Raw genomic sequence first — 15,904 nt, 5'->3', positions numbered from 1 at the left:
CCTGTGTCCTCTTCTCGGGCACCCCTGTGTCCGCCGCCGCGCAGACCAGCCGTACCCACCCTCGACCCAACCCCGAGGAGCAGCTCGCAATGACGACTGTCGACAACCGACAGGACTTCAAGGTCGCCGACCTCTCCCTGGCCGAGTTCGGCCGCAAGGAGATCACCCTCGCCGAGCACGAGATGCCCGGCCTGATGGCGATCCGCAAGGAGTACGCCGAGACCCAGCCGCTGGCCGGCGCCCGTGTCACCGGCTCCCTGCACATGACCGTGCAGACCGCCGTCCTGATCGAGACCCTGGTCGCCCTGGGCGCCGAGGTCCGCTGGGCGTCCTGCAACATCTTCTCCACCCAGGACCACGCGGCCGCCGCCATCGCCGTCGGCCCGAACGGCACGCCCGACAACCCGCAGGGCATCCCCGTCTTCGCCTGGAAGGGCGAGACCCTGGAGGAGTACTGGTGGTGCACCGAGCAGGCGCTGACCTGGCCGGACAGCCCCACCGGCGGCCCCAACATGATCCTCGACGACGGCGGTGACGCCACCCTCCTCGTCCACAAGGGCGTCGAGTACGAGAAGGACGGCAAGGTCCCCTCGGTCGACACCGCCGAGTCCGACGAGCACCGCGTCATCCTCGAACTCCTGCACCGCACCATCACGGACGGCTCGCAGAAGTGGACCCAGCTGGCGTCCGAGATCCGCGGCGTGACCGAGGAGACCACGACCGGCGTCCACCGCCTGTACGAGATGCAGCGCGACGGCGTCCTCCTGTTCCCGGCGATCAACGTCAACGACGCCGTCACCAAGTCGAAGTTCGACAACAAGTACGGCTGCCGCCACTCGCTGATCGACGGCATCAACCGCGCCACCGACGTCCTGATCGGCGGCAAGACCGCGGTCGTCTGCGGCTACGGCGACGTGGGCAAGGGCTGCGCGGAGTCCCTGCGCGGCCAGGGCGCCCGCGTGATCGTCACCGAGATCGACCCGATCTGCGCCCTCCAGGCCGCCATGGACGGCTACCAGGTCACGACCCTCGACGAGGTCGTCGACAAGGCCGACATCTTCGTCAGCACGACCGGCAACAAGGACATCATCATGGCCTCGGACATGGCCAAGATGAAGCACCAGGCCATCGTCGGCAACATCGGCCACTTCGACAACGAGATCGACATGGCCGGCCTCGCCAAGCTCCCCGGCATCGTCAAGGACGAGGTCAAGCCGCAGGTCCACACCTGGACCTTCCCCGATGGCAAGGTCATCATCGTCCTCTCCGAGGGCCGCCTGCTGAACCTGGGCAACGCCACCGGCCACCCCTCGTTCGTGATGTCCAACTCGTTCGCGGACCAGACCCTGGCCCAGATCGAGCTGTTCACCAAGCCCGACGAGTACCCGGTCGGCGTCTACACGCTGCCCAAGCACCTCGACGAGAAGGTCGCCCGCCTGCACCTGGACTCGCTCGGCGTGAAGCTGACGACGCTGCGCCCCGAGCAGGCCGCGTACATCGGCGTGGAGGTCGAGGGCCCGTACAAGTCGGACCACTACCGCTACTGAGTCCGGACCCTGCCCACCGGGAAGCGCGCCCGTGCACTGACGCGCTCTCCCGGCGGGAGGCCCACCGGCCACCGGTCCACCGAGGCAGGCCCCCGCACCCCCGTGCCGGGGGCCTGCCCCTTTGGCCCGCCGACCGCCCGCGCGGCCGTACCGCAGGTCCGAGCACCGGACCCACACCCGTCAAGCCCCAGGACCCCCATGCCCCGCGGCCGCTATTCGCTCCACGATCCGCACGATCACACCCCCCTCGGTGAGGAACACTTCCAGTGCGCCCCCGGCCCCTCCGGCTGGCGTTATGTCTCCCAGGTGACCACCCCCTCCGGTGACCACGGCGGCTCCGTCGATCTCACCCTCGACGGCCTCGGCCGCCCCATCCGCCTCGAACTCCACGCCGGGAGCTGGCAGGTGCGCGGCGCCGCCCTGGACGGCGTCACCTGGGTCCGCACGGACCCCACCGGCACTCATGCCACCGAAGGCAATGTGCGCGCCCACGCCTTCACCGGCACGTCCCCCGCGTTCCTGGTCGCCACCGCCCGTCTCCTGCGCCTCACCCCTTCCACTGCCGCGACCCGCGTACGCCTCGTGGCCTTCACCGACCCGGTCCTCGCCCCACGCACCGTGGACCAGTCCTGGGCCCTGCTGAAAAGCGAAACACACGCCACTGACAACGGCCCTCTGACGGTGGACGAATACCAGGTCACAGCCCTGGACACGGGCGAACAGCACTCCGTGCACCTCGCCGGCGACGTGGTCCTGGCAGCCCCCGGAATCGAGCTGGAGGACCTGCAGTCACCGCCGTCGGTTTTCACCGATCCCGACGACTGAACAGTCGCCCAGCGGGCCAGGCGCCGAGCCGGCCGACAGGCGGACGTGCCTAGGCCGGGGGCACGAACCCGGTCGCCGGCCGCTCGGCCGCCGCTGCGGGCGGAGCCACGGGCGCGACCGACGAAGAGAGAGGTGCGGGCGCGGCCGCAGGCGCGGGGGCAGAGGCAGGGGCCGGGGGCGCGCCGGGTACCGGAGGCGCGTACGCGTTGGGGGCGGCGGGGGACGGCGGAGCATGGTCGGCGAAGGCCCGCCGGGCTTCGCGAGCCTGCCGCTCCTGCACCACTGCCGCCAGATAGGCCGCCGGCGGAATGTCCGGGGGCGCCGGCGTCCCCGTCCGGTTCGCGAGATCGCCGGCCAGCTGTGCGGCCATCCCCCACGACACCTGCGGGTCGAGCTGCTGCATCCGCGTCAGGTACTGCCGCACCGCGAGCCAGAGCCCGTCCGGAACGGCCGACAAATCCAGCTCGGCGAAACGCCCCGCCAGCCAGGGTGGAGGCGGCGGAACGAAACGGGCCTGCCCGACGGGCACCCGCTCCCGCACCACCAGGGTCCCCGCGAACACGTCCCCCAGCCGCCGCCCACGTGCCGAGACCAGCGAGGCGATACAGGCGACGACCCCGAAGGTCATCAGAATCTCGACCACACCGAGAGCACCCCGCACCAGCGCGTGCCGGAACCGGATGGGCCCGCCGTCATCCCGTACGACCCGCAGTCCGCACGCCAGCTTCCCGAGCGAGCGCCCATGACTCAGCGTCTCCACCGCGATCGGCGCACCGACCAGCACCAGCAGGAAGGCCGCGATCGCGAGGGCGAGCTGCGCGGCGTCGTCGAGCGAGGCCGTGGCCGCCGCCAGGCCGATCGAAACACCGACGTACACGGTGAAGGCCACGATCAGGTCGAGCAGCACGGCAAGTGCCCTGCTGGGCAGCCTCGCAGGACGCAGTTCGAGCGCCACCGCCTCGCCCGTCACCAGCTCACTCACGCCCGCCGCCTTCCCTGGTCTGCCCTGTACAACGCAAGTCTGCCAAGCTGAGGGCGCATCGCGCCGCAGTACGACAAGCTGACAGCTACGACAGGCAGTCGACGACCAGCCGAGGAGCAGGCAGACCCGATGGATCTCGACGTCTTCGTCTCCGCACACCGAGCCGAGTGGGACCGTCTCGACGCACTCCTCCGCCGCCAGCGACGCCTCAACGGAGCCGAGGCCGACGAACTCGTCGCGCTCTACCAGCGCACCGCCACCCACCTCTCCCTGATCCAGTCCAGTGCTCCCGATCCACAGCTCACCGGACGCCTCAGCCAACTCGTGGCACGCGCGCGCAGTGCCGTGACCGGCACCCGCCGCGCCTCCTGGCGCGATGTCGCCCGCTTCCTGGGACAGGGATTCCCGGCCGCCGTCTACCGCTCCCGTCACTGGTGGGTTCCTACCGCGCTCATCTCCACCGCGATAGCGATCGTCCTCGGCTGGTGGATCGGCACCCACCCCGACGTGCAGTCGACCATCGCGGCCCCCAGCCAGCTCCGCGAGCTGACCCGCCCCGGCGGCGAGTACGAGACCTACTACTCCAGCCATCCCGCGGCGTCCTTCGCGGCCCAGGTGTGGACGAACAACGCCAGGGCCGCCGCGATGTGCCTGGTCCTGGGCGTATTTCTCGGCCTTCCGGTCCTGTGGATCCTCTTCGAGAACATGCTCAACCTGGGCGTCGGCTTCGGCCTGATGTCCTCGGCCGGCCGCCTCGACACCTTCCTGGGCCTGGTCCTCCCGCACGGGCTGCTGGAACTCACCGCGGTCTTCGTGGCGGCGGGCACCGGACTCCGCCTCGGCTGGACGCTCATAGACCCCGGCCCGCGCAGTCGCCGTACGGCCCTGGCCGAAGAGGGCCGCGCCGCCGTGAACATGGCGATCGGCCTGGCGCTCGTCCTGTTCGTCTCCGGCGCCATCGAAGGCTTCGTCACCCCGTCCGGGCTGCCGACCTGGGCGCGCATAGGCATCGGAGTAGCGGCTGAGCTGGCCTTCCTGGCCTACGTCTTCGTCGTGGGCGGCCGTGCCGCTCGCGCCGGCGAGACGGGTGACCTTGAGGAGAGCGACCGCAGCGCGCTGGTCCCCACGGCCGCCTGATGTGCGGAGACCACCTGTGAGCTGCTAGTCTCCTCTTCGCCGCGGAAGACCCGTTGACACGGGTTGGACGAGGAGGTAGATTCAAACAGTTGCCCAGAGCTGGACAGGTTCAGGGCCGATCGTTAGAATCGATCTGCTTCGCAACGGAGAGTCCTCTCCGAACATCGAAGCCACCTCCGATTTACTCAGAAATGAGTGGCCGGTCAGACCGGCCAAGAACTTCTGATAAAGTCGGAATCGCCGAAAGAGAGCCGGAAGGCAATCAAAAAGCGACGGCCCTCCAACGGCCACCGGAAATGAATTCCGACCGGAAACGGAACGGAAAACGGATCTGGTAAGGTTGGAAACACCGAAGGGAAGCCCGGAGGAAAGCCCGAGAGGGTGAGTACAAAGGAAGCGACCGTTCCTTGAGAACTCAACAGCGTGCCAAAAGTCAACGCCAGATATGTTGATACCCCGTCCGTCGGACACTGTCCGATGGTCGAGGTTCCTTTGAAGAAAAATACAGCGAGGACGCTGTGAACGGTCGGATTATTCCTCCGGCCTGTTCCGCTCCCGTGAGAAGCATTCACGGAGAGTTTGATCCTGGCTCAGGACGAACGCTGGCGGCGTGCTTAACACATGCAAGTCGAACGATGAACCACTTCGGTGGGGATTAGTGGCGAACGGGTGAGTAACACGTGGGCAATCTGCCCTGCACTCTGGGACAAGCCCTGGAAACGGGGTCTAATACCGGATATGAGCCTGGGAGGCATCTCCCGGGTTGTAAAGCTCCGGCGGTGCAGGATGAGCCCGCGGCCTATCAGCTTGTTGGTGAGGTAGTGGCTCACCAAGGCGACGACGGGTAGCCGGCCTGAGAGGGCGACCGGCCACACTGGGACTGAGACACGGCCCAGACTCCTACGGGAGGCAGCAGTGGGGAATATTGCACAATGGGCGAAAGCCTGATGCAGCGACGCCGCGTGAGGGATGACGGCCTTCGGGTTGTAAACCTCTTTCAGCAGGGAAGAAGCGAAAGTGACGGTACCTGCAGAAGAAGCGCCGGCTAACTACGTGCCAGCAGCCGCGGTAATACGTAGGGCGCAAGCGTTGTCCGGAATTATTGGGCGTAAAGAGCTCGTAGGCGGCTTGTCACGTCGATTGTGAAAGCCCGAGGCTTAACCTCGGGTCTGCAGTCGATACGGGCTAGCTAGAGTGTGGTAGGGGAGATCGGAATTCCTGGTGTAGCGGTGAAATGCGCAGATATCAGGAGGAACACCGGTGGCGAAGGCGGATCTCTGGGCCATTACTGACGCTGAGGAGCGAAAGCGTGGGGAGCGAACAGGATTAGATACCCTGGTAGTCCACGCCGTAAACGGTGGGAACTAGGTGTTGGCGACATTCCACGTCGTCGGTGCCGCAGCTAACGCATTAAGTTCCCCGCCTGGGGAGTACGGCCGCAAGGCTAAAACTCAAAGGAATTGACGGGGGCCCGCACAAGCGGCGGAGCATGTGGCTTAATTCGACGCAACGCGAAGAACCTTACCAAGGCTTGACATACACCGGAAACGTTCAGAGATGGGCGCCCCCTTGTGGTCGGTGTACAGGTGGTGCATGGCTGTCGTCAGCTCGTGTCGTGAGATGTTGGGTTAAGTCCCGCAACGAGCGCAACCCTTGTCCCGTGTTGCCAGCAGGCCCTTGTGGTGCTGGGGACTCACGGGAGACCGCCGGGGTCAACTCGGAGGAAGGTGGGGACGACGTCAAGTCATCATGCCCCTTATGTCTTGGGCTGCACACGTGCTACAATGGCCGGTACAATGAGCTGCGATACCGTAAGGTGGAGCGAATCTCAAAAAGCCGGTCTCAGTTCGGATTGGGGTCTGCAACTCGACCCCATGAAGTCGGAGTCGCTAGTAATCGCAGATCAGCATTGCTGCGGTGAATACGTTCCCGGGCCTTGTACACACCGCCCGTCACGTCACGAAAGTCGGTAACACCCGAAGCCGGTGGCCCAACCCCTTGTGGGAGGGAGCTGTCGAAGGTGGGACTGGCGATTGGGACGAAGTCGTAACAAGGTAGCCGTACCGGAAGGTGCGGCTGGATCACCTCCTTTCTAAGGAGCATCTAGCTGCCGCAAGGCAGTCAGAGCCACTACGTCGGCGAATGATCGACGGTGGTCAGCTCATGGGTGGAACGTTGACTACTCGGCACACTCTCAAGATCTCCTGTTAGTACTGCTTCGGCGTGGAACACGGGAGGACGGTGAGAGAGTGTCGGGCACGCTGTTGGGTGTCTGAGGGAATGAATTCCCTCGATGCCGGCCCCAGTGAACTCGCCGAGTGTGGCGGGGTGATGGGTGGCTGGTCGTTGTTTGAGAACTGCACAGTGGACGCGAGCATCTGTGGCCAAGTTTTTAAGGGCGCACGGTGGATGCCTTGGTACCAGGAACCGATGAAGGACGTGGGAGGCCACGATAGTCCCCGGGGAGTCGTCAACCAGGCTTTGATCCGGGGGTTTCCGAATGGGGAAACCCGGCAGTCGTCATGGGCTGTCACCCGCTGCTGAACACATAGGCAGTGTGGAGGGAACGAGGGGAAGTGAAACATCTCAGTACCCTCAGGAAGAGAAAACAACCGTGATTCCGGGAGTAGTGGCGAGCGAAACCGGATGAGGCCAAACCGTATGCGTGTGAGACCCGGCAGGGGTTGCGTATACGGGGTTGTGGGATCTCTCTTCTGTCGTCTGCCGGCGGCAGGGCGAGTCAGAAACCGTTGATGTAGGCGAAGGACATGCGAAAGGTCCGGCGTAGAGGGTAAGACCCCCGTAGCTGAAATATCAACGGCTCGTTTGAGAGACACCCAAGTAGCACGGGGCCCGAGAAATCCCGTGTGAATCTGGCGGGACCACCCGCTAAGCCTAAATATTCCCTGGTGACCGATAGCGGATAGTACCGTGAGGGAATGGTGAAAAGTACCCCGGGAGGGGAGTGAAATAGTACCTGAAACCGTGTGCCTACAAGCCGTGGGAGCATCCTTGTGGTGTGACTGCGTGCCTTTTGAAGAATGAGCCTGCGAGTTTGCGGTGTGTTGCGAGGTTAACCCGTGTGGGGTAGCCGTAGCGAAAGCGAGTCCGAACAGGGCGTTTCAGTAGCACGCTCAAGACCCGAAGCGGAGTGATCTAGCCATGGGCAGGTTGAAGCGGAGGTAAGACTTCGTGGAGGACCGAACCCACCAGGGTTGAAAACCTGGGGGATGACCTGTGGTTAGGGGTGAAAGGCCAATCAAACTCCGTGATAGCTGGTTCTCCCCGAAATGCATTTAGGTGCAGCGTCGTGTGTTTCTTGCCGGAGGTAGAGCACTGGATAGGCGATGGGCCCTACCGGGTTACTGACCTTAGCCAAACTCCGAATGCCGGTAAGTGAGAGCGCGGCAGTGAGACTGTGGGGGATAAGCTCCATGGTCGAGAGGGAAACAGCCCAGAGCATCGACTAAGGCCCCTAAGCGTACGCTAAGTGGGAAAGGATGTGGAGTCGCACAGACAACCAGGAGGTTGGCTTAGAAGCAGCCACCCTTGAAAGAGTGCGTAATAGCTCACTGGTCTAGTGATTCCGCGCCGACAATGTAGCGGGGCTCAAGCGTACCGCCGAAGTCGTGTCATTGCAGCAATACTCCCAACGGAGGCTGTGATGGGTAGGGGAGCGTCGTCTGCCGGGTGAAGCAGCCGCGTAAGCGAGTTGTGGACGGTTGACGAGTGAGAATGCAGGCATGAGTAGCGATTCACACGTGGGAAACGTGTGCGCCGATTGACTAAGGGTTCCTGGGTCAAGCTGATCTGCCCAGGGTAAGTCGGGACCTAAGGCGAGGCCGACAGGCGTAGTCGATGGATAACCGGTTGATATTCCGGTACCCGCTGTGAAGCGTCAAACATCGAACCAGGCGATGCTAAGTCCGTGAAGCCGCCCCGGAGCCTTCGGGCAAAGGGGAGTGGTGGAGCCGGCGAACCAGACTTGCAGTAGGTGAGTGATGGGGTGACGCAGGAAGGTAGTCCAGCCCGGGCGGTGGTTGTCCCGGGGTAAGGGTGTAGGCCGTGCGGTAGGTAAATCCGTCGCACATCAAGGCTGAGACCTGATGCCGAGCCGATTGTGGTGAAGTGGATGATCCTATGCTGTCGAGAAAAGCCTCTAGCGAGTTTCATGGCGGCCCGTACCCTAAACCGACTCAGGTGGTCAGGTAGAGAATACCGAGGCGTTCGGGTGAACTATGGTTAAGGAACTCGGCAAAATGCCCCCGTAACTTCGGGAGAAGGGGGGCCACACCTGGTGAGAACACTTGCTGTTCGAGCTGGGGGTGGCCGCAGAGACCAGCGAGAAGCGACTGTTTACTAAAAACACAGGTCCGTGCGAAGCCGTAAGGCGATGTATACGGACTGACGCCTGCCCGGTGCTGGAACGTTAAGGGGACCGGTTAGCTCCATTTCGGTGGGGCGAAGCTGAGAACTTAAGCGCCAGTAAACGGCGGTGGTAACTATAACCATCCTAAGGTAGCGAAATTCCTTGTCGGGTAAGTTCCGACCTGCACGAATGGCGTAACGACTTCTCGACTGTCTCAACCATAGGCCCGGTGAAATTGCACTACGAGTAAAGATGCTCGTTTCGCGCAGCAGGACGGAAAGACCCCGGGACCTTTACTACAGTTTGATATTGGTGTTCGGTTCGGCTTGTGTAGGATAGCTGGGAGACTTTGAAACGCGGACGCCAGTTCGTGTGGAGTCGTCGTTGAAATACCAGTCTGGTCGTGCTGGATGTCTAACCTGGGTCCGTGATCCGGATCAGGGACAGTGTCTGATGGGTAGTTTAACTGGGGCGGTTGCCTCCTAAAGAGTAACGGAGGCGCCCAAAGGTTCCCTCAGCCTGGTTGGCAATCAGGTGTTGAGTGTAAGTGCACAAGGGAGCTTGACTGTGAGACCGACGGGTCGAGCAGGGACGAAAGTCGGGACTAGTGATCCGGCGGTGGCTTGTGGAAGCGCCGTCGCTCAACGGATAAAAGGTACCCCGGGGATAACAGGCTGATCTTCCCCAAGAGTCCATATCGACGGGATGGTTTGGCACCTCGATGTCGGCTCGTCGCATCCTGGGGCTGGAGTCGGTCCCAAGGGTTGGGCTGTTCGCCCATTAAAGCGGTACGCGAGCTGGGTTTAGAACGTCGTGAGACAGTTCGGTCCCTATCCGCTGTGCGCGTAGGAGTCTTGAGAAGGGCTGTCCCTAGTACGAGAGGACCGGGACGGACGAACCTCTGGTGTGCCAGTTGTTCTGCCAAGGGCATGGCTGGTTGGCTACGTTCGGGAGGGATAACCGCTGAAAGCATCTAAGCGGGAAGCCTGCTTCGAGATGAGGACTCCCACCCACTTGATGGGGTAAGGCTCCCAGTAGACGACTGGGTTGATAGGCCGGATCTGGAAGCCAGGTAACTGGTGGAGGTGACCGGTACTAATAGGCCGAGGGCTTGTCCTCAGTTGCTCGCGTCCACTGTGTTGGTTCTGAAACCACGAACAGCCCCATGCCCCGTTTTTCCGGGGTGTGGTGCGGCTGAGAGTTTCATAGTGTTTCGGTGGTCATAGCGTGAGGGAAACGCCCGGTTACATTCCGAACCCGGAAGCTAAGCCTTACAGCGCCGATGGTACTGCAGGGGGGACCCTGTGGGAGAGTAGGACGCCGCCGAACAAATATTGAGAAAGAGCCCCACACCTCACGGTGTGGGGCTCTTTCGCGTTCAAGGGCCTGGCCGTCCCCGACACCCGGGCATTCGGGAATCAGAGCCGGCCCGCCGCTTTCAAAGCCAGGTATGCGTCCGCCAACGCGGGAGCGAGATCCTCAGGCGTCGCGTCCACGACCGTCACGCCGTGCCGACGGAGCTGCTCCGCGGTCCGATGCCGTTCGCTCTGCGCCTGCGCGGCCGCCGCTGCCTCGTACACCGCGTCGGCGTCTCCGCGAGCCGTGGCCATGCGGGCGATATGCGGGTCCGCCACTGACGCGAGCAGAACCGTGTGGCGCTGGGTCAGCTGGGCGAGAACGGGAAGCAGGCCCTGCTCGACCGGGGCCGTGTCCAGCGTCGTGAGCAGGACGATCAGGGACCGGCGTGGGGCCGTACGGAGCGCGGTGGCGGTGAGCCCGCGGGCGTCCGTTTCCACGAGCTCGGGCTCCAGTGTGGCCATCGCGTTGACGAGGGACGGGAGGACATCGCCCGCGGCGCGACCCTGGACAAGGGCGCGGACCCGGCGGTCGTAGGCGAGGAGATCCACACGGTCGCCCGCGCGGGCCGCGAGGGCCGCGAGGAGGAGTGCCGCGTCCATGGAGGCGTCCAGGCGGGGGGCGTCACCGACTCGGCCGGCGGAGGTGCGGCCGGTGTCGAGGACGAGGAGGATGTGCCGGTCGCGTTCGGGGCGCCAGGTGCGTACCGCGACCGCCGCCTGCCGGGCTGTGGCACGCCAGTCGATGGAGCGGGTGTCGTCGCCGGGGACGTACTCGCGCAGGCTGTCGAATTCGGTGCCCTCGCCGCGCGTCAGGACGCTGGTGCGGCCGTCGAGTTCACGCAGTCGGGCGAGTTTCGACGGTAGGTGCTTGCGGCTGGTGAACGGGGGCAGAACCCGTACGGTCCAGGGCACTGTGTGGCCGCTCTGGCGGGCGAACAGGCCGAGGGGGCCGTAGGAGCGGATCGTGACGCGGTCCGCCTGGCGGTCGCCGCGGCGGGTGGGGCGCAGCCGGGTCGTGACGCGGCGGCGTTCGCCCGCGGGGACGGTCAGGCGGTGCCGTGAGGCTTCCACCTCCGTGCCGGGCTGCCAGCTGCTCGGCGGCCATCCGTCTCTGAGGCGGGCCCGCAGCGGGCGCCCGGACGGGTTGGCCACCGTCAGGGTGACGTCCGCGGTCTCGCCCAGGCGGGCGGAGGTGTCACCGGAGCGGGACAGGACGAGGCGTCGTACCGGGGCCGCCAGGGCGAAGTCGCAGGCACAGGCCAGGGCCAGCGGGCCGTTGACGGCGAGGATGCCGGTCCAGCTCGGTTCCCAGATGCCGATGGGGATCGATCCGATGGCCGCGATGAGGGCGGCGCGTCCGGTGAGCGGCATCAGCGGGGGACCGGGACGTGAGCGAGGATCGCGTTGATGACGGAGTCGGCGGTCACGCCCTCCATCTCGGCCTCGGGGCGGAGTTGGACGCGGTGGCGAAGGGTGGGCAGGGCGAGGGCCTTGACGTCGTCGGGGATGACGTAGTCGCGGCCGGTCAGCCAGGCCCAGGCGCGCGAGGTGGCGAGGAGGGCGGTGGCGCCGCGCGGTGAGACGCCGAGGGTGAGGGACGGCGACTCGCGGGTGGCGCGGCAGATGTCGACCACGTAGGCGGTGATCTCGGGGGAGACGGTCGTCTTGGCGACGGCCGCGCGGGCGGCTTCGAGGTCGGCGGGGCCTGCGACGGGGCGTACGCCGGCGGCGCGCAGGTCGCGTGGGTTGAAGCCCTCGGCGTGGCGGGTGAGGACGTCGATCTCGTCCTGGCGGGAGGGGAGAGGGATCGTCAGTTTGAGGAGGAAGCGGTCGAGCTGGGCTTCGGGGAGGGGGTAGGTGCCCTCGTACTCGACGGGGTTCTGGGTCGCGGCGACCAGGAACGGATCGGGAAGCGGACGCGGGGTGCCGTCGACGGTGACCTGGCGTTCCTCCATGGCTTCGAGGAGGGACGACTGGGTCTTGGGCGGGGTGCGGTTGATCTCGTCCGCGAGGAGCAGGTTGGTGAAGACCGGGCCGGGCTGGAAGGAGAACTCGGCGGTGCGGGTGTCGTAGACGAGGGAGCCCGTGATGTCGCTCGGCATCAGGTCGGGGGTGAACTGGACGCGCTTGGTCTCCAGTTCGAGCGCCGATGCGAGGGCGCGGACGAGCAGTGTCTTGGCGACGCCGGGGACACCTTCGAGGAGGACGTGTCCGCGGCAGAGAAGAGCGACGACGAGGCCGGTCACGGCGGAGTCCTGGCCGACCACGGCTTTGGCGATCTCCGCGCGCAGGGCCTCCAGGGCGGCCCGGGCGTCGGCCGGGTTCCCGGTGTTCCCGGCGTTGTCAGTGGTCGGGTCCATCATGGACGGCGTACCTCTCTTTCGAGGGCGTCGAGCTGGTCGGTGAGGGCGATGAGGGCCGCGTCGTCGCCGGGGGGCGGTCCGAAGAGCAGGGCGTGCAGGGCCTGTCCGTCGCCATGGAGATGCGCGGACAGGGCGGGGAGCAGCGCCTCGGGCGCGTGCGCCTGGGAGACGGGGACGCCTACGAGGGGGGCGAGTCGGGTGCGGGCGGTGGAGCGCAGAGCAGCGGCGGCCCGGTCGCGGGCGTTCGCCTTGCGGTAGAGGCGGGCGCGGCCTTCGACGGTTTCGGAGGCGCGGATCGCCACGGGGAGTTTCTCGGGCACGAGGGGGCCGAGTCGGCGTGCCCGCCAGAAGGCGGCGAGCACTGCGGCGACGAAGAGCTGGAGCGTGCCCCAGAGCCAGCCGGCGGGCAGCAGGTCGAACAAGGATTTCTGGTCGCCGGTACCGGTGGCCGAGGAGTCGGAGAGCGAGGGGAGGTACCAGACCAGATGGGGGCGCGAGCCGAGGAGCTGGAGGGCGAGCGAGGCGTTGCCCTGCTCGTCGAGGCGGTCGTTGAGGAGGATGTCGGGGGCGCCGAGGACGACGGTGTCGCCGCCTCCGGAGGCGGCGGGGACGCGGATCAGCGTCGCCAGGCGCTGGCTGGGGTAGCAGGAGTCGGCGTCGAGGTGGGTGGTCGTGTAGCGGATGCCGCCGGTGTCGGCGCTGCCCGCCCGCCGGGCCGCGGCCAGGGTGCAGTGGGGGTCGAGCGTGGACTTGAGGCTGGTGGCGGGGTCGGCGGTGACGCCGGGCGCGAGCCGTTCGACGGACGTGCTGCCGGCGGCGACCAGGACGGTGCGGCCGCCCGACCGGGCCGTCGACTTCTGCAGCTGGGACTGCTGATGCGGGGTCAGCAGGTCCGGGACGGCGACGAGAAGGGTGGTGTCGGGGCCGGCCGCGGCGCGTGCCTCGGCCAGGGTGGTGACCACGCGTGTGTCCACGCCCCGGTCGGCGAGGAGTTCGGCGACGGCACGGCTGCCGTAGCGGTCGGCGGAGCGCGGATCGAGGTCGCCGTGCTTGCTGTCGGAGCGGATGACGGCGATGGCGACGGCCCCGGCGAGGACGAGCACCACGGCGAGGACGATGCCCCGGGTGCGGGTCCACACCTGGCGGCCGGTGGGCGCGGTGGAGGTGGTCGGGGGAGTGGCCACGCCGGTGGTCATTCGGCGGCCCCCTGGCGGGTGTTGTGGGCCGTGCTGTGGGCGCTGGCGGCGAGGATCGGCTTGGCGCGCCCCAGGTCGCGGTCGAGGTCGGCGATGCGGTCGTACGACGCCTGGGTGGCCCTGCGGCCGCCGTACGTGACGTCGTCGAACTCCAGGGCGGCGGCGCGCAGCCGGTCGGTGTGGGCGGGCAGGACGCGGCCGGCTTCGGCGGCGGCCTCGTCGGCGGTGCGGCCGGGGCGGACGTCGAGCAGAGCGCGTTCCTCCAAGGCGCGGACGACGGCGCGCACGCGTTCCTGGAGTGCCTGGTTCCAGTGGCCCTGGGCGGCGTGTGCCTCGGCGGCCGCCCGGTGTTCGGCGGCGCTGCGGAGGTGGTCGTCGAACAGGGTGGCTGCGGAGACCGGTTGCCGACGGGGGGTACCCAGGCGCCACCACAGGGCGCCCAGGACGGCGACGACGGCCAGGACCACGACGACCAGGCCCAGTGCGCCTCCGGGCGTCGCGGACGCGGCGGCGGAGAGCAGGCGGTCGACCCAGTCCAGGACGGCGTTCAGGGCGCGCTGGAACAGCCCGGGGTCGTTCTCGTGGTACATCCGCTTGGACAGTTCACGCCGTGCCGCCTCCCGCGCGGGGTCGCGCGGGATGGTCACGGGCGGTTGGTCGCCCGAGCCGGTCAGCGACAGCAGGGCTGTGGGCACAGCTGTGAGGACTCCCCCCGTCGGGCTCACCGCCTCAGCTCCCCGGGACGGTGCCGGGAGTGCCGGCGCCGTAGTTCTCGACACCGGCGGCGCGGGCCAGTTCGAGGTCGAGGGCCTCGCGGCGGATGCGCTGGTCGATGTAGAGGAGCACGGTGACGCCCGCGTTGATCGGGAAGGTGAGCATGGAGCCGATCACGGAGCCGATGCCGCTGATGACGAGGAACGTCCAGCCGTAGTTGTCGTTGGTGTTCTCAAGGAAGCCGGTCAGACCGTGGCCGCCGGCGTAGGCCCCGATCAGGGTGAAGGGGACCACGGCGAGCGACGAGACGATGTTGGCGATGACCGAGGCGAGGAACTGGATGCCGAAGACCCGCCACCAGGAGCCGCGCACGAGCTTGGTGGAGCGGCTCAGCGATTTGGTGATGCCCTGCTTCTCCAGCATCAGGGCGGGCGAGGCCAGGGAGAAGCGGACCATCAGCCACACGGTGACGATGACTCCGGCCAGGATGCCGAGGACGAGCAGGGCGGCGATGGCGCCGCTCGGGCCGCCGGCGATCGCGACGATGATGCCCGGCAGGGCGCCGACGAGCAGGACGCCGACCGCGATGAGTCCGGTCAGGAGGATGAGGCCGAACAGTCTGAGGACCTGCGGGCGGGCGTCGCGCCAGGCCTCGCCGATGGTGACGGACTTGCCGAGCACGGCGCGGCTGGTGACGGTCGTCAGCAGGGCTGTCGCGATGATGGTGCCGACCAGGGTGATCAGCAGGACGGCGCCCGAGCTGATCACGACCTCGCCCGCGGCGCGGCTGATCTCGGTGAGGGAGGCGCTCGGGTCGTTGAGGGCGTCGGTGGTCTCGGTGTCGTTCAGGACGAGGCCCTGCAGGAGGATCACCGCGACCTCGGTGATGACGGCGATCGTCAGCGAGATGCCGAGGACCGTGCGCCAGTAGGTGCGCATGGTGGAGACGGCGCCGTCGAGGATCTCGCCGACGCCGAGCGGGCGGAGCGGGATCACGCCGGGCTTGGCGGCGGGCGGGGGGCCGCCCCAGCCGCCGCCCCAGGCTCCGTACCCGCCGGGCGCCCCGTAGCCGCCAGCACCGCCGTAGCCGCCAGGCCCGCCGTAGCCTCCGCCGGGGGGCCGGCCGCCCCAGCCGGGGCCCGGGGGCGGTGGGGGCGGCGGTGCCTGGCCTGGTGCCGGGGCGCCGGTGGGCGCGGACCACTGGCCGGGCGGCGGCTGCTCCTTGGACCACTGCGGGCCGGAGCCTTGTGGATCCGTGCCCGGCTGATCGGCGGGCTGGTCGGCGGGCCCTGCGGGGACGGGGCGGTCGGCAGGGGTGGACGCGCCGGGTTCCCGCCCGTCGGACGGGGCGGATCCGGGCGAGGCCCAGCCCGGAGTGTCGTTCATCGAAGCTCCTTCACGGTGCCCGTCCGC

The 15,904-nt window shown here is 67.0% G+C and carries 10 protein-coding genes and 3 rRNA genes; 6 read left to right on the top strand and 7 right to left on the bottom strand.

Going from position 1 to position 15,904, the window contains the following annotated elements:
• Positions 1 to 89: 89 nt before the first annotated feature.
• Together ahcY and OHB00_RS21225 are read left to right on the top strand one after the other, a co-directional pair.
• Entirely contained in the window at positions 90 to 1,547 is a 1,458-nt protein-coding gene (ahcY, locus tag OHB00_RS21230) for an adenosylhomocysteinase (protein WP_406436488.1), read from the top strand.
• Between the two features lie 198 nt (positions 1,548 to 1,745).
• Entirely contained in the window at positions 1,746 to 2,372 is a 627-nt protein-coding gene (locus OHB00_RS21225) for a hypothetical protein (protein ID WP_406436486.1), read from the top strand.
• A gap of 49 nt (positions 2,373 to 2,421) precedes the next feature.
• On the opposite strand, the gene OHB00_RS21220 is transcribed toward OHB00_RS21225, so the two are convergent.
• On the bottom strand, positions 2,422 to 3,354 hold the full coding sequence (locus tag OHB00_RS21220; protein WP_406436484.1) for an RDD family protein: 933 nt from the start codon (positions 3,352 to 3,354) through the stop codon (positions 2,422 to 2,424).
• Positions 3,355 to 3,483: 129 nt separating this feature from the next.
• Here OHB00_RS21220 and OHB00_RS21215 point away from each other — a divergent pair, with 129 nt between their 5' ends.
• A complete protein-coding gene (locus OHB00_RS21215) occupies positions 3,484 to 4,491 on the top strand; it encodes a stage II sporulation protein M (RefSeq protein WP_406436482.1) in 1,008 nt (335 codons plus the stop codon).
• A 203-nt stretch (positions 4,492 to 4,694) separates the two neighbouring features.
• On the opposite strand, the gene OHB00_RS21210 is transcribed toward OHB00_RS21215, so the two are convergent.
• Positions 4,695 to 5,063 carry a hypothetical protein gene (locus tag OHB00_RS21210; protein WP_406436480.1) on the bottom strand — a complete coding sequence of 123 codons (369 nt, stop codon included), beginning with the start codon at positions 5,061 to 5,063 and terminating at the stop codon, positions 4,695 to 4,697.
• On the opposite strand from OHB00_RS21210, the gene OHB00_RS21205 reads away from it, so the two are divergent.
• The 3 genes from OHB00_RS21205 (at position 5,059) to rrf (ending at position 10,189) form a co-directional block, all read left to right on the top strand.
• Positions 5,059 to 6,583 (top strand): 16S ribosomal RNA (locus tag OHB00_RS21205). The genes OHB00_RS21210 and OHB00_RS21205 overlap by 5 nt on opposite strands.
• A gap of 290 nt (positions 6,584 to 6,873) precedes the next feature.
• Positions 6,874 to 9,979: ribosomal RNA gene (locus tag OHB00_RS21200) — 23S ribosomal RNA — on the top strand.
• Between the two features lie 93 nt (positions 9,980 to 10,072).
• Positions 10,073 to 10,189 (top strand): 5S ribosomal RNA (rrf, locus tag OHB00_RS21195).
• The 16S, 23S and 5S rRNA genes sit together here, the layout of an rRNA operon.
• A gap of 89 nt (positions 10,190 to 10,278) precedes the next feature.
• Here rrf and OHB00_RS21190 read toward each other — a convergent pair.
• The 5 genes from OHB00_RS21190 to OHB00_RS21170 are packed head-to-tail and all read right to left on the bottom strand — an operon-like array spanning position 10,279 to position 15,877.
• Positions 10,279 to 11,589 carry a DUF58 domain-containing protein gene (locus OHB00_RS21190; RefSeq protein WP_406436478.1) on the bottom strand — a complete coding sequence of 437 codons (1,311 nt, stop codon included), beginning with the start codon at positions 11,587 to 11,589 and terminating at the stop codon, positions 10,279 to 10,281.
• Positions 11,589 to 12,578: an AAA family ATPase gene (locus OHB00_RS21185; protein WP_406445915.1), complete on the bottom strand. Its 990-nt coding sequence runs from the start codon at positions 12,576 to 12,578 to the stop codon at positions 11,589 to 11,591. Before OHB00_RS21185 ends, OHB00_RS21190 begins: the two co-directional genes overlap by 1 nt.
• Positions 12,578 to 13,777, bottom strand: a complete 1,200-nt coding sequence (locus tag OHB00_RS21180; protein WP_406436476.1) for a DUF4350 domain-containing protein — start codon at positions 13,775 to 13,777, stop codon at positions 12,578 to 12,580. The genes OHB00_RS21185 and OHB00_RS21180 overlap by 1 nt, the downstream gene beginning before the upstream one ends.
• Positions 13,774 to 14,502, bottom strand: coding sequence for a DUF4129 domain-containing protein (locus OHB00_RS21175; RefSeq protein WP_406436474.1), 729 nt, complete (start codon positions 14,500 to 14,502; stop codon positions 13,774 to 13,776). The genes OHB00_RS21180 and OHB00_RS21175 overlap by 4 nt, the downstream gene beginning before the upstream one ends.
• Before the next feature lie 4 nt (positions 14,503 to 14,506).
• Positions 14,507 to 15,877, bottom strand: coding sequence for a hypothetical protein (locus tag OHB00_RS21170; RefSeq protein ID WP_406436472.1), 1,371 nt, complete (start codon positions 15,875 to 15,877; stop codon positions 14,507 to 14,509).
• Positions 15,878 to 15,904 lie beyond the last annotated feature (27 nt).

The organism is Streptomyces sp. NBC_00631 (genome assembly GCF_045206895.1).
Taxonomy (GTDB): domain Bacteria; phylum Actinomycetota; class Actinomycetes; order Streptomycetales; family Streptomycetaceae; genus Streptomyces.
The sequence above is the reverse complement of the archived record's forward strand: the minus strand, read 5'-3'. Positions and strand labels throughout refer to the sequence as shown.